This window comes from Chlamydia sp. 04-14 (genome assembly GCF_036632095.1).
Taxonomy (GTDB): domain Bacteria; phylum Chlamydiota; class Chlamydiia; order Chlamydiales; family Chlamydiaceae; genus Chlamydia.
In genome coordinates this window covers 242,690-264,332 of sequence record NZ_JAPYKW010000002.1, presented here as the reverse complement: position 1 = coordinate 264,332, position 21,643 = coordinate 242,690, and the positions used below count along the sequence as shown (strand labels likewise).

Sequence of the window (21,643 nt, the reverse complement as noted above, 5' to 3'; positions counted from 1 at the left end):
AACAATTATCACAAGGAGATTCCCTCATGTCCAGGCAAAATGCTGAGGAAAATCTAAAAAATTTTGCTAGAGAACTAAAGCTCCCCGATGTAGCTTTTGATCAGAACAATACGTGCATTTTGTTTGTTGATGGCGAATTTTCCCTTCACCTCACTTACGAAGAGCATTCTGATCGTTTGTATGTCTACGCTCCCTTGTTAGATGGTTTGCCAGATAATACTCAAAGAAAATTGGCTTTATACGAAAAGCTTTTAGAAGGATCTATGCTTGGTGGACAAATGGCTGGAGGCGGCGTTGGAGTTGCTACTAAAGAACAGCTCATTTTGATGCACTGCGTTTTAGATATGAAATACGCTGAAACAAATCTTTTAAAGGCATTTGCTCAATTGTTTATTGAAACTGTAGTGAAGTGGCGAACTGTTTGTGCTGATATTTGCGCAGGTAGGGAACCTTCTGTAGATACTATGCCTCAAATGCCTCAATCTGGCGGCGCTGGTGGAATACAACCTCCTCCTACAGGCATACGTGCGTAACTTAATCCAGGGTGCGTCACGGGTCTTTTTCTATATGGCAAAGACGCTCCTTGTTCTTAAATATGATTGTTTGATTTCTTAGTGGAAAGTGCTTAGCTTTTCTAGCATCTTCTTTGATTAGGTAATTCTACGATTTAATTCTTAGATACGGTGTTTTTTTCGCTTTTTCAAGCATCCTTTACCGTTCTTTTTTCTTATTTTCCAATGACTCATATTGACGATATTACTTGGCAGATGTATAACACATTGTCTCGTGATATTAGCTTCTAAGATAAGCTGACCAAGACTCTGCTATGGAAGTTTAGGTCATAGGCCATACCTAACTAGATATTGATAGAAGCGTTTCGTATTTGAATGTTTTCATAAACAGTACACAACGCTTTTCAAATAAACTCCTGGGGTAGTTCGAATTTATGAATAAAATTACAAATAACGTGATTTTCTCGATAAATTCATGGTATGTGTATGAGTGTCTTTGAGGTGTTAATAAGGCTACTTAACAGAAGTCAGATTTCAAAACCTTTAGGCTTAAGCCTTGTAGGTGTGTCAGATTTTCGTAATATTAAAATGGCAATACGGCCTCTGCTCGCTATAAGCAAAAAGCGTTGGCTCTAAAGGAAATTCAATAGGTGATTTTATGATGTTTGGTTATTTTGTCGGTTATTTAGGAGCAGATCCTGAAGAAAGAATGACCTCGAAAGGTAAACGCGTAGTTGTATTGCGTCTAGGCGTAAAATCTCGCATAGGAACCAAAGATGAAACTGTATGGTGCAAATGTAATGTCTGGCACAACCGTTATGATAAAATGCTTCCCTATTTGAAAAAAGGATCAGGGGTAATTATCGCGGGAGATATCTCTGTAGAAAGTTATATGAGTAAGGACGGCACTCCACAATCTTCTTTGGTAATCAGTGTTGATACGATTAAATTTAGTCCTTTCGGCAGAAGCGAATCGCGTTCTCCATCAGCCGAAGACAGCTCAGCTCAAACATCTTATGACAATGTCTCTGTAGGATTTGAGGGAGAAAGTTTAGATGCTGAAGCTATAGCAGATAAAGATATGTATGCTGGCTATGGTCAAGGTCAACAATATGTATCGGAAGATGTGCCTTTTTAATGGCTAACGAAATAACGATTTTTATAAAGAGGTAATTGTGGTTCTATTTCATTCTCAAGCGTCTTGTAGTAAACGTGTTAAAGCTGATGCGATTATCCTTCCGTTTTGGAAGTCTAAAGATAAAGTTAAATGCGCAGCTTCAATCGGAAAAGAATACGAATCACTTTATAAAGTTGCCCTAGACAACTTCTCAGCAAAAAGCGGGGAAGTCGAACTTATTTATAGCTGTGGACAGGGAAAAGAGAAACGTCTTCTACTTTTAGGATTAGGAAAGAACGAAGAACTAACTTCTCAAGAGATTTTAGAAGCTTATGCTAAAGCAACACGTGTATTGCGCAAGGCAAAATGCACGACAGTGAATGTTGTACTTCCTACAATTTCTGAATTGCGTATTTCTATAGAGGATTTTTTAGCAAATCTAACTTCAGGGATCCTGTCTTTAAACTATAATTATCCTAAATATACTAAGGAATTATCGAACGATCCTTTATTGACCAAAGTCAATGTAATGGGAATTGTTCCTAAGATTGCCGATAGAATCTTTAGAAAAGAAGAGAATATTTTTGAGGGTGTTTACCTAACTCGAGACCTTGTAAATGGTAATGCAGACGAGGTAACCCCTCAGAAATTAGCAAATATCGCTAAGGGATTGGCTAAGGAATTTCCCAGCGTTGATGCTAAGATTTTAAATAAGGACGCTATTCTTAAAGAAAAAATGGGTCTCTTAGCAGCAGTTGCCAAAGGGTCTGCTGTAGATCCTTGTTTTATCGTTTTAAGCTATCAAGGTAAGCCGAAGTCTAAAGACCACACCGTACTTATTGGGAAGGGTGTAACTTTTGATTCTGGGGGCTTAGATCTTAAGCCAGGCAAAGCCATGTTGACTATGAAGGAAGATATGGCTGGCGCTGCTACCGTGTTAGGTATTCTTTCGGGAATAGCTGCTTTAGAGCTTCCCGTGAATGTTACAGCCATTATCCCTGCTACAGAAAATGCTATAGATGCTGCCGCTTATAAGATGGGAGATGTCTATACAGGCATGTCAGGATTGTCGGTAGAGATTGGTAGTACAGATGCTGAAGGGCGCTTAATACTCGCAGATGCAATGACTTATGCTTTAAAACATTGTAAGCCTACAAGAATTATTGATTTCGCTACATTAACAGGAGCAATGGTTGTCTCCTTAGGAGAAGACGTCGCTGGTTTCTTCTCTAATAATGATGTATTGGCACAGGATCTTTCAGAAGCTTCTGCTGAAACTAGTGAAGCTTTATGGAGGCTTCCTCTTGTTGAAAAATATGACAAAGCTTTGCATTCCGATATTGCTGATATGAAAAATATTGGTAGTAACCGTGCAGGAGCTATTACAGCGGCACTTTTCTTAAAACGTTTTCTTGAAGATCAGCCAGTAGCTTGGGCGCATTTAGATATCGCAGGTACTGCATATCGTGAAAAAGATGAAGATTTCTATCCAAAATATGCTTCAGGTTTCGGTGTTCGTTGTCTTATTTATTACATAGAAAAGTTTCTATCTAAGTAATTGTTTTTAAGTTTCTTTTAATTTAGTAATGCGTATTTGTTTTTAAATTATTAAAAATAAATACGCGTTTTATTAAAGTTTTTTCAATTTCCTGCCGATAGATGAGGTAAGTAATTACCTGTCTAATTAGGGGAAATGAAAATGTTAGGAGTACAAAAAAAACGTAGCAGCAAGAAAACAGCTACTAAAGCTGTTCGTAAACCTGCTAGAAAAGCTGCTGCTAAGAAGACTGCTACTAGAAAGCCTGTTGCTAGAAAGACAGTTCGTAAGACAGCTGCTAAGAAAACTACAGCTCGCAAAACAGTTAGAAAAACTACAGCTCGTAAGACTGTAGCTAAGAAGACTGCTACTAGAAAGCCTGCTGCTAAGAAAGCAGTTCGTAAGACAGCTGCTAAAAAAACTGCTGTTCGTAAGACAGTTAGAAAAACTACGGCTCGTAAGACTGTAGCTAAAAAAGCTGCTACTAGAAAGCCTGCAGTTAGAAAAACTGTTCGTAAGCCTGCTGCTAAGAAAACTACAGCTCGCAAAACAGTTAGAAAAACTACAACAGCTCGTAAGACTGTAGCTAAGAAAACTGTTGCTAGAAAGCCTGCGGTTAGAAAAACTACAGCTCGCAAAACAGCTGCTAGAAAGACAGTAGCAAAGCCTGCTATGTCTTGCCACAAGCATCATAAACATACAGCTTCTTGCAAGCGTGTATGTTCTTCTTCAGCTAAAAGAAGATGTGGTTCTAAAAGCCGTGTTCGTACAGCTCATGGCTGGCGTCAACAGTTAATGAAACTTGTTTCCCGATAGAAACTAGCTTCGTTAGACGATGGTGAACGGTAAGGGTTATAAACTTCTTACCGTTTTTTTTGCCACATTGTAGATTCTATAGACTCTCTCTGTACAGTTAGATGAGTAATGGGTATAGTAAATCTCTACGCGTATATGTGCTAGGAGGTTTAGGAGATGCAAGAGTACACTTGCTTCCAAGATTTTTCCAAATTCTATAAGGAAAAGGCTCCAGCTCTTACAGTCATTGGTTCAAATTCTGAAGAAGATAAAAATATATGCATAGAGCTTCTTGTTTCTGGGAAAACTCAGGAGTTCGATGCTTCAGGACTGACAGTTAACGACTTATCAAAGTGGACAGAATCTTACGGGTTATTTGCCTCTAAAGAGGTGATTTCTATTTTCCAAGCTGAGAAGTTGTCTCAACAAACTCGGGATTTTCTTATCCGTTATGCAAAAAATCCTCACCCACATCTTATTTTATTTTTATTCACCACGAAACAATCGTCTTTTCAATCTTTATGTAAGGGATTAGCTTCCGCTGTTTCCTTATCGTTATTTGGTGAGTGGCAATCGGATAGGGAGAAGCGTATGACGGTTCTTCTTTCTCAAAGAGCTTCCTCTTTAGGGATAACATGTTCTTTAGCTTTAGCTTCGGCTTTTATTAAGAAGTTTCCTCAAGGAGAGATGCATAACCTTATTGCTGAGTTTCATAAATTACTTTGTTGCATAGGGAAAAAACAAACACTAGAGTACGGAGATATTGAAAGTTTCGTAGTAAAAAAAGAACAAGTATCTCTATGGAAATTGCGTGATGCTATTTTGCAGAGGAACACTTCAGAAAGTCAGACATTACTACAAGCTTTGCTCCATGAACATGGGGAAGATCCTTTAGGATTGATAGCTTTTCTTCGTGGTCAGTGTTTATATGGTTTGCGTAGTTTAGAAGAAGAAACAGGAGATAGGAAACACCGGTTTTTTATTTCCTACGGGAAAGAACGACTCCATCAAGCGCTGAGTCATTTATTTTATGCCGAGAGTATTATTAAGAATAATGTCCAAGACTCTATAATAGCTGTTGAGACTTTGCTGATTAGGATGACAAATTCATGACTTTGTATATTTTCCCAAATACCTTAGGTAATCGACGTGTGGACCTTCTTCCCGCAGTTATTGGAGAGATTGTTCCTAAGCTTCAAGGTTTAATTGCCGAGAGTGATCGCGGGGGACGTGCATTTCTTAGTCTTTGGAAAGTACAGGAAACACATAAGTTTCCCATTGCCGTATTAAATAAAAACGATCGTTCGGTAAAAGCTTGGGATTTTTATCTTGAGCCTATTGTAAAAAAGCAAGAAAACTGGGGATTAGTTTCTGATTCTGGGCTTCCTTGCATTGCAGATCCTGGAGCAGGACTTGTACGTCGCGCTCGCGCTCTTAATTTACCGATTCAAGCGTTTTCGGGTCCATGTTCTATAACCTTAGCGCTTATGTTATCAGGATTACCCGGACAGAACTTTACTTTTCTGGGATACCTTCCACAAAATCCTAAGGATAGGGCACGTTGCATAAAGAATAGTTCAGGGAAACAACATACGCAAATATGTATAGAAACACCCTATCGCAATGTTCATACCTTCCAAGCGTTACTAGAAACTTTACCGGGATACGCTGAGCTATGTATAGGTATAGACATCACTGGAGATCAAGAGTTTGTTTCAACAAGGTCGGTAGATGCTTGGTTGCGATCTACAGACCTTGATAAGGTGACTGAACAAATTACAAAGACACCAGCGATTTTTCTATTTCACACCCCTAGATAATCTCGCGTAACTGAGATAGAAACCTTTACAGGTAAAGGTTTCTCAACATGAATTTCTTAGATATCCATATTGCTGCAGCAAGAACCTTCTGAACAGCATCTTTCAACACGAGGTTGCTCTTGTTGTGCAGGAGTATTTTCTGCTTCTTTAGCAAGCGTTGCGTAATGGTTTTTTATGTTGCGCATTTTCTTACAAAGAATAAACGGTTCTATAATTGACCAGACAAATAAGACGAGAATAGGTGTACCCATCAATTTTATATAAGATGGGTCCATGGAAGGCACGTGTTTACGCATCCTTATTTTCCCAGACGCCATAGCAACAATATAGAGTACATTCCACAAGATGGGTGTGGCAATAATAATAAAAGCACATAGATATACAAGATTCTTGTATTTTCTGAAGTGTTGCTTAGGAGCTAGGGGTTCATTTTTAAATAAGATTCTATAAAAAATTATTACTGGAATGGAAGGTGATAGGAAGAAAATCAAATTAACGATCGTCGACATAATACTTTGTTGGGGCACAACATTCTCCTTGTTTTTCGATCAATATACCTTAGCTTTTCCTCTGTAAATCCGTCGACATTTTTATTATTAAATAATTTTTATATTTAAAAAAAATATTTTGTTTTATTTGTTTATTAAAAATTGATCAATATAAGTTTTAATAAATTAAAAAAAATGAAAAATATAATTAAAGATATAAAAGCGCAAAATTCTGGGAAAGCTATTCCTGAAGATCAGATTCAATTCTCTTGCGGAGGTGATGGTGTTACCGAGAATGCTATGCGTAAACCTTGGAACGTTTCGAGTCAAAGAATTACAAATATAGCTCGGGGATCTGGGAATCCTGCTAGTGGGAGCATCGCTTTAAAAAGTGATCTTAGTGATTATCTTCAAAAGGGAGGTGTCACTACAAGAGGAATCTTTCTAAGGACAACCGGTGGATTGATGATTGGGGATATCAATATGGGAACCAATAACACTATCGTTGGTTTGCCTACATCATATAAAACCACTATTGTTAATGATAATGATATAGCTTCTGTAGGTATGGTCTCAGAAGATATAGGTTCTCTTGCTGCTAAAGTAACCGATCTTATCGATCGTATAAACAATCTTTCTTCCGCAAATGGTTTGGATAAAATCATTAAAGATTTAGGCACACCATCTAATGGAAACGTAACAAAACCTAAAGAGGCTAAATGGTTAGTGCGTGCTGGAGGCAACTCTATGACGGGCAATTTAGGATTTCAAAAGAGTGAACAAAGTACACCTACAGATCCAGAGCCTACTATTAAAGATCTTGCAATAACAGGATCTGTAGCAAGCGGTGTTTCTGCTGTTGGAGCTATTTCTACAGCAACTCCAAAAGATAATCTTCAAAGAATTGTGGCTGTAAATGATGTTCTAGAGACTTTATCTACTATAAAAACCAATACCACGTATCCTAAATGGACAGGTATGGATGTTTCGTTTGTTTGTTTAAAACAAGGTGCTAATAGTTCATCGTCTACGGATTATGAAAAATCCAAAAATGCTGATAAATATATAACAACAGTAGATGCAAACAACGTTACATTACTGCGTAGAGGAATTTATTGTGTTTCCTTTATCTATGATTTCACTCAACCAACTCCTCCTACTACACCTCCTGCAACACCTACTCCAGCTACAGATGTTAGTTGTGCATTATCTATTACTCCTAAAGGCGGTACAAAAACAGAGTGTTATAAAATGACAGGTAAGTCTGATACTACATTGATAGGAAAGACTTATATTTTTGTTGAGGGAACTCAAGCGTCGACGGAAACAACATTAAGCTTCGAGGTTACATCTACTCCAGCAGTTGCTAAGCGTACATGGACAGTATCTTTTGTAGGCGCTGCTTATTAAATTATGGAATAAGGCTAAGAAATAAACTTAGCCTTATTTTAAGAAACTACGGATTAGATGTAGTTGGGAATATTGATGGAAGCAAAATGGCTTGCCATGACCAAGAAGAGACGGTTAGATCATTTCCTGTGCTACCGCTGCCCCCAGTTGTTGGTGGAGTAAATTTCAGTTTAAGATCAGAAGGTTTTTCAACAGGAATCTGACAGAATAAATTTTGTCCCGAGCTTAAAGCGGCAACACTATAGACAACAGTATCTGTTACTGTAGATGAGCCTCCTCCTCCTGAAGATCCGCCACCTGTTGTTGGTGTTGATGGATTTAATACTACACCGATATTTGCAGTAGAACCCCCAGTCCAATTAGCCGTTACAGATAGAGTGACAATTCCTGGAGCGAGAACTTTGATAGTTTTTGTATCAGAATCCTCAATCTTTAAATACTGATCTGTTACCGGAGTGGTAATGATGCTATCAGTTTTTGGAGTCGCTGTAGGTCCTGCAGTAGTTGCTGCTGTTATATCAGAGCTCATTCTTATAGGTTTTGGAAGTGAAGGTTGCGGAAGAGGCGACGTAGGCACGGATGGCGATGGACTTGGCAAAGGCGGTGCCGGTGGTGGTACAGGTCCTGGAGGTGTGACTGAAGTTTTCCAATCGAAATCTCCTGTAACTGTAGTTGAAGTAGAGATTGTGTTCCCTAATAACCCAATTTGTGGCGTTGTGATTTTAGCTTGTAGGTATTCAACATTTACCGCATCTTTAGCATCAACTGGTGTTCCTAATCCTTTGACGGTATGATTTTGCATATCTAAATCACCCGTCATAGTGCTCCCCTCAATTTTTACAAATAGCGAAGTGTCCGGTGGGGGCGGTGCATCTGGATCTGTGTTACTATCCGGAGTCAGTCCTAAAGCTGCTTCAATAGTACTGACTTTTGTAGACACCTCAGATATTTTATTTACTGCATTATTGATGTCAGGATTACTCGTTACCGTATTGGCTGTATCCATAACATACTTTACAGTTGCCGCAGCAGATGGATTTAAATCTGTTGATCCTGGAGCTTTCTCAGGCATCTTTACATTGATAATTGAATGACCACTCATATCAATATTCCCCGTCATGGTTCCACCTGTTGTGGGGAGATATCCAGATTGGGGATCGCTCTTTGATACGTAATTCGATTTTAAGTAATCCAAAGATACAGCATCCGAGTCTTGTCTAGGCTCAGGTAAACCACTAATATTTTGGTTATTCATATTAATGGTTTTCATTGATGTGATTGTGGTCCCTGTCAGGGTAAATAAAGCAGGATCAGGATCTGTCTTTGCTCTTGTTCTACTAGTAGTATCAAATGACAAATCTTCAGTTTCTTTATTATCTATTTTATCTTTCATATTTTTAATAACAATTAATTGTTGTTTTTAATAAAGTCTAATAACAATTATTAATGTTTTATTAAAATTAAAAAGAAAGATTCATGATTTCTTCAGCGATAGTATCGTGAAATAATCGACCCTGTTTATTTAAGAATAGAAACTCATTATTGAGGCCAAACAATTCTTTTATTAGGGGAAGGGATGTGAGAGATTGTATTAATGCAGGTGGGAAATCTTTTAATCGGGCTCCTTCAGTAAGACGCAATCTTAAAGCTAGAGCTTCTTTTATACGTTCTTCTTCTGGCAAGCATTCTGTGGATTCATGAGTGGGAAGATTTTTACGCACCGCACGTAGATACTGTGAGATTCTTGAGAGATTTTTCGAGCGTACCTTATCAATGTATTGTGATGCAGAAACGCCTAATCCTAAAAAGGGCTTATCTGTCCAATAGTAGAGGTTGTGTTTTGACTGTGCTTGAGATTTTGCATACGAGGCAAGTTCATAACGAGAAAATCCCCGTGAAGATAGAAGTTCTTCAGCCGAGAGACTCATAGCTGCTAATATATCATCATTAGCAATAGAAGGTGCTAGAACACGACGGTGCTTATAAAACGATGTATGAGGATCTAGGGTCAGATTATAAAGCGAGATGTGGGTAATAGGTAGATTAAGAGCTTGATGAAGATCCGAAAGAAAATCTGCCAAAGATTGTGTGGGGAGACCGTAAATAAGATCTATGGAGATATTATTAAATTCATGCTCGTAGCAACGATGGACAGCGTCTATAGATGCTGATGCAGAGTGTATTCTCCCTAGAGCTTTAAGAAGGGGATCATGAAAGGTCTGTGCTCCAATACTCATTCTATTAATGGGGGTTAGAGCAAGATCTCTTAAATACGATTCGGATAAATCCTCAGGGTTCGCTTCTAGAGTGATTTCTTGTGCATGAGGAGCTAGAACTTTGATTATATTATGCAAGTGATGGGGAGGAATTAACGAAGGTGTTCCTCCACCAAAAAATATAGTATCGATAAAATATGTATCTTGAACAGTAGCTAGCTTACTCAACCCCTCTTGAAGAATCGCATTACAATACAAACTCACAGATTCCGGATTGTAGGGAATCGTATAAAAGCTACAGTAGTGGCATTTCTTTGAGCAAAAAGGAAAATGGATGTAAAGGGCTAAGGGTTGTTTACCATTCATTAGCATCGGGGTCAACAATACCCCCGCGTCTCCAACGATTACGATCACTAAAAGGATCTTCGTCATCATCACTGGAATAATCGATTTCTACAGCACCTTCTTCGCGATCTTCATCGGGAAGTTCGATCTCAACAGTTTCGCCTGGATCAATATCGATTTCTGTTTCTGTAGCTTCAACAAACTCCATGTCTGACATGCTTGGTCCGTCGGGATACACAGTTTTTGCAGGACTACGTCTTGGAGTAACAAACTCTTCAACTTCGCCACTTTCTTTTAGAAGTTGCAAGCGCTCCTTCTCTTCATGGATTTTGTTTTCTAAAGAACGTATTTCTTCCTTATGTCTATCGATTTCTTTTTTTGGAACCAAACCCAATTGCATCCACTGGGTTAAGTCACGTAATTCAGATTCGAGTTTTTTTAGACGTTCACTTTTCATCTAGTGGGCACCATCCTGTATTCTAGAGAGCAGATGTAATGTATCCCTTGCTTTTTTTCAATAATAGAAAAAAAAGCAAAGATTGTTTTTTTTGAAAAATAAAAATTTGCTATGAAACGAAATTCAGATCGCATCTATCGAGAACAAACATCATATGGATTCTGAGTTTGCTGGACAAGTCCATTCTTCGGATATGGACTGGATCGAGGCTATGTTTCAAAGGTTTCTAAATCATGAAACTTTGGATCCTTCATGGAAATATTTTTTTGAAGGATACCAATTAGGTCAAGAAGGTGCTGTCTCAGCCTCTTCTGGAAATGAAGAAGCATACGCTACTTTACAAGAAAAGAAAGCTCATTTTCTTTGTATGATATACCGCTATTACGGATATCTACAAAGTCAGATTTCTCCCTTATCTCCTGCTAATCCTTCTCCTTTAATTCAAGAAAAGATCAAGAATATAGATCTTAATGAAACTGTCCCTTCTTTAGGTCTTCTTCCTCAGCCTAAAGTTCCTGTTCGTGATTTAATTCAGGCCCTAAAAAACTTTTATTGCCGAAGTATTTCTGTAGAAACCCTTACGTGTTCTCCTCAATTACAGGAATATGTATGGAAGCTCATGGAGAGCAAGCCTCCTCAAAGATCTCCTGCCGAGCTTTTGCGCACATATCAAGATATGTGTAAGGCGACATTCTTTGAAGAATTTCTACAGATAAAATTTACAGGGCAGAAAAGATTCTCTTTAGAAGGTGCTGAAAGCTTAATTCCCATGCTTGAACATCTTGTGCACTATGGCGTTACTCAAGATATCACGAATTATATTCTTGGTATGGCTCATCGTGGACGATTGAATGTCTTAACAAATGTATTAGGGAAGCCTTACTCCCATGTGTTTATGGAGTTCGAGGATAACCCTAAGGCTCGAGGTTTGGATGTTGTCGGAGATGTGAAGTATCATAAAGGCTATGTTTCTAGATCTCATAGTAAAAATGGTGAGGAAGTAACCTTTGTTATGTTGCCAAATCCTAGCCATCTGGAAGCTGTAGATCCTGTTGTCGAGGGTGTTGTTGCTGCTTTACAGCATCAAGTAGACTCGGGAAAAGAACACTCGTGTTTGGCGATTCTTGTTCATGGAGATGCAGCATTTTCAGGACAGGGAATTGTTTATGAAACTTTACAATTAAGTCAGGTCCCGGGGTATTCTACAGGAGGAACTCTCCATATTGTTGTAAATAACCATATAGGATTCACTGCTCAGCCTAGGGAATCACGATCCACACCTTACTGTACGGATATTGCTAAGATGTTGGGGATTCCTGTATTTCGTGTGAATGCTGAAGATGTTACTGCCTGTTTACAAGCTATAGAATATTCCTTAAAAGTACGTGAAGAGTTTAATTGCGATGTTATCATCGACTTTTGTTGTTATCGGAAATACGGTCATAATGAAAGTGACGATCCTTCGATAACAGCTCCTTTGCTTTATGATGAGATTAAGAAAAAATCAACGATTCGTGAAATCTATAGAAAGTACCTATTAGATAACTATTCTTCAGAAATCTCCGAGGATGACCTAACAAAAATTGAAAAAGGTGTTCAGGATATCCTCAGTAAAGAATTTCAGATATTAAAACAGGAAGAAAGTCAAGCTCTACCTAAAAGAGATTGTCGTCATTGTGATCGTATGGATCTCGGTGAGTTATTAGTAAATGATATTGATGTTTCTTTAAGCAAGGAAACCGTATTTCATATAAGTTCTAAACTCTGTGGTCTTCCTGAAAATTTCACACCCCATCCTAAGGTTAAAGCTCTTCTTGATAAGAGAATGAAAATGGCTAATGGGGAAATTGGTTATGATTGGGGAATGGCTGAAGAGCTCGCCTTTGCTTCTTTGTTAATAGAAAAGTTTTCCTTACGTCTTTCAGGACAAGACGCCATTCGTGGAACTTTTAGTCAGCGGCATTTGTTATGGAGTGATGTGAAATCCGGAGATACCTACACGCCCCTATATCATCTGTCTCCTGATCAAGGATCTGTAGATATCTATAATTCTCCGTTATCGGAATATGCTGTTTTAGGCTTTGAGTACGGTTATGCTCAACAGGCAGAGCGAACTCTTGTTTTATGGGAAGCGCAATTCGGAGATTTTTCCAATGGAGCGCAGATTATTTTCGATCAGTATATTTCTTCTGCGATTCAAAAATGGGATTTACATTCTGATCTTGTTGTTCTCTTGCCTCACGGCTATGAAGGCCAAGGCCCGGAACATTCCTCAGCACGTATAGAAAGGTATTTACAACTAGCTGCAAATTGGAATTTCCAAGTTGTTATACCTTCAACTCCTGTCCAGTATTTCCGTATACTTCGTGAACATACGAAGAGGGATTTATCCCTGCCTTTGGTGATCTTTACTCCAAAAATGCTTTTGCGCCATCCTGAGTGTACAAGCTTTATAGATGAATTTACCGTTCCCGGAGGGTTCCGTCCTATCCTTGAGGATGTAGAACCTAATTACGATGCTAAGGTTTTAGTGTTGTGTTCTGGAAAGGTGTATTATGATTTTAAAGGGGCTTTGCCTCAAGAACGTAAGAAAGATTTTGCTTGTTTACGTATTGAGAGTTTGTATCCTTTATATCTCGAAGATCTTCTTTCTCTAATTAGCAAGTATTCTAAAGTTGACCATTATGTATGGCTTCAAGAAGAGCCTCAGAATATGGGTGCTTTTGATTATATATTTATGGCAACTGAAGAAATTTTTCCTAAAAAACTTACATGTATAAGCAGACCGAGAAGTAGCTCCACAGCTACAGGATCTGCACGTCTTAGCCAACAAGAATTTTTAACATTAATGGAAACGTTGTTTTCTCTAGGTAATGTATGATTACAGAAGTACGCATTCCCAATGTCGCTGAATCCATAAGTGAAGTAACAATAGCCTCTCTTTTGGTGACTTCAGAAAGTCTGGTTCAGGAGAATCAAGGCATTATGGAGATCGAAAGCGAGAAGGTAAATCAGCTTATCTATGCTCCTACATCTGGAAGGATTGTCTGGTCTGTTGCTGAAGGAGATGTTGTTGCTGTTGGAGGGATAGTTGCTAAAATCTATGATGCCAATGAAGCTGTTCCCGACAGTCCTATAGAGGAAACGCCTGCTACTGAACCCGTAGATGCGGAGATTATCTGTTTCCCAAGATCTAAAGCTCACGAACCTCCTGCTGAGGGGAAGAATTTTGTTCCTTTACGTGATAAAATTCAAAATACACCCCAATCTTCAGGATCTAAAAATGAAGTGCGTGAACGTATGTCCTCAATACGTAAAACGATTTCTCGTCGTTTGGTTTCTGCTCTTCATGAATCAGCAATGTTAACAACATTTAACGAGATTCATATGACTCCTCTTATGAAACTCCGGAAGGAGAAACAGGAGACATTTTCTTCTCGTTATAATGTGAAATTAGGCTTGATGTCTTTCTTCATAAAAGCAGTTATTGAAGGATTAAAGGCTTATCCTCGTGTGAATGCATATATTGACGGTGATGAAATCGTCTACCGTCAATATTATGATATTTCTATTGCTGTAGGAACAGATCGTGGTCTTGTTGTTCCCGTGATTCGTGATTGTGATAAGCTCTCTAGTGGGGATATTGAAGTCAAGCTTGCAGATTTGGCAAGTAGAGCTCGTGACGGTCTGATTTCTGTTCCAGAGCTTGAAGGAGGAAGCTTCACCATTACTAATGGTGGTGTTTATGGTTCCTTACTTTCTACGCCTATTATTAATCCTCCTCAAGTGGGAATATTAGGCATGCATAAAATAGAAAAACGCCCCGTAGTTATTGATAATACCATAGCTATTGCAGATATGATGTATGTTGCTTTTAGCTATGATCATCGTATTATCGATGGCAAAGAAGCCGTAGGTTTTCTTATCAAAATCAAAGATGCGATAGAACAACCCGAAAGCCTGCTTGATTTTTAGGTTTGTTATCTAGGGAGAAGAAGAACAGCTGTAACGTTGTTCTTTTTTATCGGTGTATCTATCACATTGGGCTCTGGATAATAGTTGCGATAACGAGAGGAGAAGAAAATCTCATGCTCGGTATACGTACACCTTTCCGAGATGGTTATTTTAGAACTAGAAATTCCCTGATCTAACAACTGTTTTCTAGCTATTGCTCGGAAGTCTATATGATTTTCTTTCGGCATAAAATCAAAGAAACTTGGAGGAAAAAGTTCTCTATAATCGGGATAAATAGCGTAATCAGGTCCTAAAGAAGGACCAATAACAACAATTAAATCTTGAGGACGCGATTTATAAACACGTTTTAATGTGGCTATTGTTACAGCGTAGATATTCCCTACAAGCCCTCGCCATCCTGAATGCACATTGGCAACAACATGCTTTTCTGGATCATAAAAGATAGCGGGTTGGCAATCTGAATGGCGGATGTGTAAGGAAATCAGAGGATCTTCGGTATACAACCCGTCTGCAGGACATCCTGTGGGGGTCGTATACGTAGCGTGGCGTAAGCTTGTCCCATGTACCTGATGAAGGTCGCAGAAGCGTTCAGCACCTAGGTTTTTGCGGATCTGTTCGTTTTTAGGAACATAGACGTAGCCTTCCGGATCTTTTTGTTTGGGGAATAATCCATGACGTAAGGGTAGATCAGAAAGTTCTGGGAAAGTCAATTTAATTAGATCATTGTCGGAATGCGATTGCGTCATAGTTGAAAACCTATTATTCAGGATCTTTCCATACACCATATTCTTGTAAAAGACGAACAAGTTCTTCTTCAGCATCTTCCATAGGAATATGGGCTTTCACACATGTGTGTTTTACATACAGGTCGATCATCCCCGTTTTAGATCCTACAAATCCAAAATCAGCATCTGCCATTTCTCCAGGCCCATTAACAATACATCCCATAACAGCAATTTTTAATCCTACAAGATGTTTTGTTCTCTCTCGAATACGTTTTGTCACTTCAGGAAGATCAAAGAGCGTTCTTCCGCATCCAGGACAAGAAATATATTCTGTTTTTACTAGGCGTACGCCTGCACTTTGTAAAGTGCCAAAGGCAATTTCTCGAATAGCGGGTAGAGGGATGTTGGGAAGATCCAAAATTACAGCTTCGCCTAAGCCATCAAGAAGAAGAGCCCCAAATTCTGTAGCTACAGATACAGCTGCTTCGCATTCATCATCGAGATCTTTTGAAAATACTAGTTTCACAGGTTGCTCTTCACACTGTTTCTTTTCGAAGAACTCTCTTGTACTGTGAATAAATGGAATTGAGGCATGACAGTGAACAAAGGGAGCGTTTAATACTTGCTCACTATTCCAGATTTCTTCGTTATAATCATAAAGACAAGGGACTTCATGATGATGGAAAACCAACATGTGTTCTTTTAATTTCTCAATAAGAGAGGTCCCTATAAAACTTTTCGGAACAACTACTCCATCGGGGGCTGTGAAATCTTTTTTCCCGGTTGTAGGATTAACACCGAGTTGCTCAAGTAGCTTTTCAATAGGATTATTTAAAAGATGCTCTTCTACGAGTTTAATGAATACACCATAAACAGAACCCCATGGGGTTGTTTTTGTGATTTTCTTAGAAGCATTTACGAAGCTTTCTGAGTTTTCTAAAGCGAAAGGATTTTCCTTTTTAGGAAGATCAAGATACATCGTAGTGTGCTTTAGTAAACTTTCACAAACAGGAATTTCTGTAGTAGGACATCCCGTGAGTGAGCAGCGAATGGTATCTCCTAAACCCTCTGTAAGGAGAGTGCCAATACCTACTGCAGACTTGATAATCCCATCCATACCCATCCCAGCTTCCGTAACACCTAGGTGTAGGGGATAATGCCAGCCACGAGCATCGAGATCTTTTGCTAGCTGACGATAAGCAGCAACCATGACTTTTGGATTGCTAGATTTCATAGAGAAAACAACATCGCGATAGCCAAGTTTTTCACATACCTCGATGTATTCAAGAGCGGAAACTACCATACCTTCTATAGTATCTCCATAACGTTGCATAACACGTTCAGAGAGGGAACCGTGATTCACGCCAATTCTCATAGCTTTGCCTAGGCGTTTGCACTTTTCTACAAGGGGAGTGAATTTCTCTTCTAATCGAAGAAGGCTGTCGGCATAGTTTTTATCCGTATATGTTTTTCCAGTGAACATGTTGCGTTTGTCAACGAAGTTTCCTGGATTAATACGTACCTTATCTACGAAATCAGCGACATGCATCGCAGCTTGAGGAAAGAAATGAATATCCGCTACAAGAGGAATATCAAGCCCCATAGCGAGTAGGCGTTCTTTGATGTGCTCGCACGCCTGGGCTTCTTTGATTCCCTGTACGGTCACGCGAGCGATTTCGCATTTAGCTTCTACTAAAGCGCAGATCTGTGCAACCGTAGCGTCAACATCCGCAGTCGCTGTTGTTGTCATAGATTGTGTCTTTATCGAATGCTCACTACCTACATAAAGATTCCCAATTTTAACTGAGTGCGTATAACGTCTAGTAGCTTGTTTTTTAGAGGGCGAAATAACCATAAAAACCTAAAATAATTTTTATTATGGGTATGAAGATTTATTAACTAAAAGAGGGCAAAAGAGCCCTGGAGTGAAAGCGACAGTAAATTTTAACCCATTTAAGGGTATTCATCAAAAAGAAAAGAATAGATTCAGTAAAGGAAAATCTTAGAGAAATAAAAACATTAGATTTGAAATGGAATTTCTATTTTTAAAATTTTAATTTCAAATGAAACGTATACAACTTATTCTTATGAATTAAGAATGGTCAAGGATGAGTAATAGACCATTCTTAATTAGCGGAGACCTATTAAGATTTATGATAGAAATTTTCAAGAAAGGTTTTTCTTTAAAAATCATCCTCATCATCGAAATCATCGAAATCTTCGATTTTTGTATAGATTATAGGTTTGCGTTGGCGTAGAGGGTTGCCTCCTACTCCGTAAATACAAACAGTTAGATCACTATTTTTATCATTAGCTATTTCAGATAGGGCTGAAGATAGTGCTATTAACACCCTACTTTCGAATTGTGTATCAAGTGGTGCGAATGTGTTGATGTAGAACTCGTTTTTATGATCTTTTGGGAACATAATATCGTGTCCGTAAATCCCAATATCATGCACTCCATTTGCAATTAAGGATTTAAATAGATCTGTAAACATCTTTTTTTGATCTTCTAAGCTTCCCTTCCCGTAAAGAGGATGACGTGTAGTGCCAGGTAGTTCATTTGCTGTTTTTGGATAGTGTCCAAAGGGATTCCATACATTAATAAGATATTTTGGGTTATTATCTTCGGAGCGTTTGATAAGATTTTGCCATTCTGTACGTGCCCATCCCCCGGGCGTTTTGGGTGTTTGAGCAAATTCTGTTAGGTTTGTATTCCAATTATGATCTCCAGTTTCAGATCGGAATAAACTTATAGCGCTGTTGTCAATGGTATTAGGGTTTGTAAGATCTGCTTCGGGGGGTATGAAACAAACTCGAGATACTTCTGTACCGTCCGTTGTAATCGGAGAGAAGAATGTTGGAATTTTAAAAGTTACCAACCTAACGTTAGAGTTGTTTTTTGTTGTGAATACGTTGATATCTTCTAATCCAGAAGCTTGCATATCCTTGGGTAGAGAAAAACTTTCTTTAAAGTTGGATTTCAAAGTCTCAGCAAGATCTTTAGAAAGAAAATCATAGTCTCTGCTTTTTTCAAAAGCACCGTGAATTCTTTTCCTGATACTTCCCTTAGTCCCACTAGGTAAAAGTGCTAGAGATGTTCCTAATAAAATTGTTCCCAGAGTGATCCCTACAGCTGTAGCAACTGCTAATCCTGGGGCTCCAAGTACTCCTAAAGTAACTCCACAAGCAATTCCAGCAACTAGAGCAATTCCTCCTAAGATCGCAAGAACCTTCTGAGTGGTCTCTCTGGTGCGTGGATTATATAAAACCCTATTGAGACATCCTTTTAAAGAGAAACGCTCTTTAGGAATTAAATTAAATACTTGGTGTGGTGGTAACGGATTATTATCCGATGAAATTTTTTTTGGCGACATAATTAAAATTATAAATAAATATAAAAATAAAGTAATTTATTTTTGATAATCTTTATTTAATAAATTTATATTATATTCAGAGTTAGTTGTTTATGCTTTTAATTTTATAGTGAAAGTCCTAATCCAGGAGAACTCACAACAACAACGTTCATAATTGTTTCGGGATTTGAGATTGCGAATTTAGTTAATGCAGCAACTAAAGCTGTTTGTATAGCTGCTTTCCAAGAAGCAGCTTCTTGAGGATTTTGAGAGATCTGAGCTGGTGTTGTGGCTATCAGGGGGACTTGAATCATATCAGCACCCTGATTGACAGCCTCATTTAGACAATTTTCATAGGCCGTTTTTGCTAGAGCAAAAGCAACGGCGGGATGATGATTATAAGATTCTGGATCAGGTCCTCGGATGAAACCTAGAAAATTTGGTAATCCCAGCTTCTTCTTATTCCTAGATCCGTCAGAGTTTTCCCAAGGCATAGAAACACACTGCCCCTCTTGTATGTTGGGAATTTCACAAGAAATATTTAACGTATCCAAGTCTGAAATGCTTGTATTATGTTCTAACACGATCAGAAGATTGCAACAGCAATGAACACGCGGAGAATAGATAACTCCTGTGGTGGTAAATAGAACTGTTTTTGAGTGGTTAATTTTCCAGGTCTTATTAAGTAGAGAGGGCGTGGTTTCTCCAAAAATACGGGGTAGACTATTCCAGTCTGTAACTACTTCTCCGTATTGTTCCAAGATTCTTGTGTGCCTTGTATTTTCATTAATTTCAAAGAGGAGGGGTAAGCTTTTAGGAAGCGTTTTTATATCTATTTTTTCGGGTGTTTTAGTTTGTAAACACGATCTTCTAAGAAGAAAAGAGGATATAAGGAGTAGTGGAATAGCTAGAGCACAGATAGAAAGAAGAGGGAGAATTCCTGTAATTACAGAAGAAATGATTCCTCCAAGTGTTGCTAAAGCTGTAATGATAAGCGTAATAATGTGGAAAACTCTTGATGCCTCACAACTTTTTTTAGGAAGCATTTCGGATGTATGCTGTGTCTGTTCAAGGGATGGGGCAATAGAGATGTTTGTCATGTAGTCATAAATTAGGGTGCTTTAACGTTAACCCGTATATTTGCAGTGAGCGAAGGAAAAATCGTAAAATCTATATTTTAAGCAAAAGTAACGCTTTATTATAGTTTCATGTGTATTTTCTTAATTGCTTATATCTTATTATCTAATGTTTGCGAATATAGTAGATGCTGCACAACAAAGTTGGCAACTTAGATTTTAATTAGGAGACTATTCTTGAAGGATCTTAGAACTAACTAGTAGAAAATCTCTATCTATTTTCTAAAGTCCTATTTAAGTAACAGGTCTAGGGGCCTATAAGAAAGGAGAATGGTTGTCCTGAAGGAAAAATTATCATGCACCTCAAATAAGATTCTTATTTAAGATGCACGACTTTTCTTGGTTTGCTCTACCCTAAAGGCGGGTTACCTATATCAGTAACGACAATAATCATATCTACGCCGGGATTTTGCATTGCGAAGTTTTGAGCGGCAGTTACCAAAGCAGCTTTTACATTGTCTATCCATTGATTGCGAACACTGCGTCCGTTAACAGTTAATCCTTCTCCTGGAGCAAAAGCACTGGACGAGATCAGAGGTACCTGGACATACTTAGAGCCTTTTTGTAAAGCCTTAGCGAAGCAGTTGTTATACGCTTGAGTAACAACATGATAGCATCTTTCAGGATCGTTGTTTAACTGACGAGCTGTAGGTCCTAAAAGTTGTGCAAGGAGTGCCGGGCCTGCAGGATCACTGTCATTGGTTGTGCCATCAGAATTTATCCATTTTCCTGCACTACACTCACCAACTTGTAACTCGCCCTTATTTTCTTTAGAATTGTTCCATCCTCGTTCGTTTACTGCTTTTGTAAAGAAGTGATTTGTTCCAGATCCCCCTCTGAACATAATGTTATTAGCAGCATTCACCAACATAGGGAAAAGACCCTCTGTTTTAAACCTTGGTTTGGTAATGTCACCGCAAGTAGATACTAGGATAGTTTTAGTATTGGGGCATTTCCATCCTTTGAAGGTGGTGGTGGCATCAATAGCCTCAAATCTAGGTGTGTTAATAGAGGCTGGGGAGGGTAGTTGTGTCCAACCATCAAGTAATTGCTGAGCGCTAGGAATAGGTAATAAGGATGCAGGTATATCGATAGAGGCTACTTGATCCACAGATACAGGTAGATCCTGAGGCGGTGGTGTGGGTGCAGGAGTCTGTATTGGTGTGGGGACAGGAGAAGGTTGTCCTTCGGTACGACCTAGCGGTCGAGGCGAAGGTGGTGGGGTAAATTGCGGAATAGTTAGACCAGGACGCTCGGGGGTTTTCCCTTCTAGGGATTCAGGAAGAGGAGCGACTCTTGTGGGTTTCTTCTTGAGAAGAACACAGCAGGCTACAGCGATTATAGAGAATACCACTACAGCGGCCGCAAGAGGTGGCATGGATAGGGTAATAGCCAAGGCTAGGGTTGTCACAAGCCCCACAAGAGATAAAGCAGCAACAGTAGCAAGAGCTACCCTCTTAGCGACTCCCTGCTTATTTTGATTGCGTTGTATTGCGGAGAAAGGCGTCTCGGGAATAGGGTGAGACGAGCCATGAGTGTTGATAAGTTGTGACATAAGATATTGATTTTTTTAAAAGCTAAACATAATCAATATTTTAAAGCATATCTTCCCTAAGATATAGGAAGTTTTTTTTCAAGAAATTTGTCTCTGAAAGGCCAGGAGAGAAAGAGAATACCTCTATATGTAAATGAAATCTTTTTTTCTTGATTTGATAAACAAAAACATCAAGATATTTACAGTTGCTCGAACGTAA

The 21,643-nt window shown here is 38.7% G+C and carries 19 protein-coding genes; 10 read left to right on the top strand and 9 right to left on the bottom strand.

What is annotated here, in order from left to right; genetic code table 11:
* Nucleotides 1-26: 26 nt before the first annotated feature.
* From O6937_RS03735 to O6937_RS03710, 6 genes are all read left to right on the top strand, one after another.
* Complete coding sequence (locus O6937_RS03735; RefSeq protein ID WP_213240728.1) at nt 27-533, top strand: type III secretion chaperone Slc1; 507 nt, start codon at nt 27-29, stop codon at nt 531-533.
* A gap of 637 nt (nt 534-1,170) precedes the next feature.
* Nucleotides 1,171-1,650, top strand: coding sequence for a single-stranded DNA-binding protein (locus O6937_RS03730; RefSeq protein ID WP_332390320.1), 480 nt, complete (start codon nt 1,171-1,173; stop codon nt 1,648-1,650).
* Nucleotides 1,651-1,687: 37 nt separating this feature from the next.
* The gene (locus O6937_RS03725; protein ID WP_332390319.1) at nt 1,688-3,187 is read left to right on the top strand and encodes a leucyl aminopeptidase; all 1,500 of its coding nucleotides are present in this window, start codon (nt 1,688-1,690) and stop codon (nt 3,185-3,187) included.
* A 141-nt stretch (nt 3,188-3,328) separates the two neighbouring features.
* The gene (locus O6937_RS03720; protein WP_332390318.1) at nt 3,329-3,982 is read left to right on the top strand and encodes a histone H1-like repetitive region-containing protein; all 654 of its coding nucleotides are present in this window, start codon (nt 3,329-3,331) and stop codon (nt 3,980-3,982) included.
* 156 nt (nt 3,983-4,138) lie between these two features.
* Nucleotides 4,139-5,074 (top strand): DNA polymerase III subunit delta, encoded by a 936-nt coding sequence (gene holA, locus O6937_RS03715; RefSeq protein WP_332390317.1) that lies wholly within the window; start codon nt 4,139-4,141, stop codon nt 5,072-5,074.
* Nucleotides 5,071-5,781: an SAM-dependent methyltransferase gene (locus O6937_RS03710; protein WP_332390316.1), complete on the top strand. Its 711-nt coding sequence runs from the start codon at nt 5,071-5,073 to the stop codon at nt 5,779-5,781. The genes holA and O6937_RS03710 overlap by 4 nt, the downstream gene beginning before the upstream one ends.
* A 56-nt stretch (nt 5,782-5,837) precedes the next feature.
* Here O6937_RS03710 and O6937_RS03705 read toward each other — a convergent pair whose 3' ends face one another.
* Nucleotides 5,838-6,308 carry a hypothetical protein gene (locus O6937_RS03705; RefSeq protein WP_332390315.1) on the bottom strand — a complete coding sequence of 157 codons (471 nt, stop codon included), beginning with the start codon at nt 6,306-6,308 and terminating at the stop codon, nt 5,838-5,840.
* A gap of 156 nt (nt 6,309-6,464) precedes the next feature.
* Between O6937_RS03705 and O6937_RS03700 the strand changes: the two genes are divergently transcribed.
* Complete coding sequence (locus O6937_RS03700) at nt 6,465-7,679, top strand: hydrolase (RefSeq protein ID WP_332390314.1); 1,215 nt, start codon at nt 6,465-6,467, stop codon at nt 7,677-7,679.
* Nucleotides 7,680-7,725: 46 nt separating this feature from the next.
* Here the strand turns inward: O6937_RS03700 and O6937_RS03695 are convergent, their stop codons facing one another.
* Entirely contained in the window at nt 7,726-8,949 is a 1,224-nt protein-coding gene (locus O6937_RS03695; protein ID WP_434602104.1) for a hypothetical protein, read from the bottom strand.
* Between O6937_RS03695 and O6937_RS05360 the strand changes: the two genes are divergently transcribed.
* A complete protein-coding gene (locus tag O6937_RS05360; protein ID WP_434602102.1) occupies nt 8,939-9,103 on the top strand; it encodes a hypothetical protein in 165 nt (54 codons plus the stop codon). The genes O6937_RS03695 and O6937_RS05360 overlap by 11 nt on opposite strands.
* Nucleotides 9,104-9,139: 36 nt before the next feature.
* On the opposite strand, the gene hemW is transcribed toward O6937_RS05360, so the two are convergent.
* Both hemW and O6937_RS03685 read right to left on the bottom strand, forming a co-directional pair.
* Nucleotides 9,140-10,261, bottom strand: coding sequence for a radical SAM family heme chaperone HemW (gene hemW / locus O6937_RS03690; protein ID WP_332390437.1), 1,122 nt, complete (start codon nt 10,259-10,261; stop codon nt 9,140-9,142).
* Nucleotides 10,251-10,697 (bottom strand): hypothetical protein, encoded by a 447-nt coding sequence (locus O6937_RS03685; RefSeq protein WP_117274215.1) that lies wholly within the window; start codon nt 10,695-10,697, stop codon nt 10,251-10,253. The genes hemW and O6937_RS03685 overlap by 11 nt, the downstream gene beginning before the upstream one ends.
* Nucleotides 10,698-10,851: 154 nt before the next feature.
* Here O6937_RS03685 and O6937_RS03680 point away from each other — a divergent pair, with 154 nt between their 5' ends.
* Together O6937_RS03680 and sucB are read left to right on the top strand one after the other, a co-directional pair.
* Nucleotides 10,852-13,578, top strand: coding sequence for a 2-oxoglutarate dehydrogenase E1 component (locus tag O6937_RS03680; RefSeq protein WP_332390312.1), 2,727 nt, complete (start codon nt 10,852-10,854; stop codon nt 13,576-13,578).
* A complete protein-coding gene (gene sucB / locus O6937_RS03675) occupies nt 13,575-14,672 on the top strand; it encodes a dihydrolipoyllysine-residue succinyltransferase (protein WP_332390311.1) in 1,098 nt (365 codons plus the stop codon). The genes O6937_RS03680 and sucB overlap by 4 nt, the downstream gene beginning before the upstream one ends.
* Nucleotides 14,673-14,677: 5 nt before the next feature.
* On the opposite strand, the gene pgeF is transcribed toward sucB, so the two are convergent.
* From pgeF to O6937_RS03650, 5 genes are all read right to left on the bottom strand, one after another.
* The gene (gene pgeF, locus O6937_RS03670; protein ID WP_332390310.1) at nt 14,678-15,418 is read right to left on the bottom strand and encodes a peptidoglycan editing factor PgeF; all 741 of its coding nucleotides are present in this window, start codon (nt 15,416-15,418) and stop codon (nt 14,678-14,680) included.
* Nucleotides 15,419-15,431: 13 nt separating this feature from the next.
* Complete coding sequence (locus O6937_RS03665) at nt 15,432-17,252, bottom strand: 4-hydroxy-3-methylbut-2-en-1-yl diphosphate synthase (protein ID WP_332390309.1); 1,821 nt, start codon at nt 17,250-17,252, stop codon at nt 15,432-15,434.
* Between the two features lie 328 nt (nt 17,253-17,580).
* Complete coding sequence (locus O6937_RS03660) at nt 17,581-18,774, bottom strand: hypothetical protein (protein WP_332390308.1); 1,194 nt, start codon at nt 18,772-18,774, stop codon at nt 17,581-17,583.
* 104 nt (nt 18,775-18,878) lie between these two features.
* Nucleotides 18,879-19,853, bottom strand: a complete 975-nt coding sequence (locus O6937_RS03655) for a hypothetical protein (RefSeq protein WP_332390307.1) — start codon at nt 19,851-19,853, stop codon at nt 18,879-18,881.
* 385 nt (nt 19,854-20,238) lie between these two features.
* Nucleotides 20,239-21,444 carry an ATPase gene (locus O6937_RS03650; protein ID WP_332390306.1) on the bottom strand — a complete coding sequence of 402 codons (1,206 nt, stop codon included), beginning with the start codon at nt 21,442-21,444 and terminating at the stop codon, nt 20,239-20,241.
* Nucleotides 21,445-21,643: the final 199 nt, after the last annotated feature.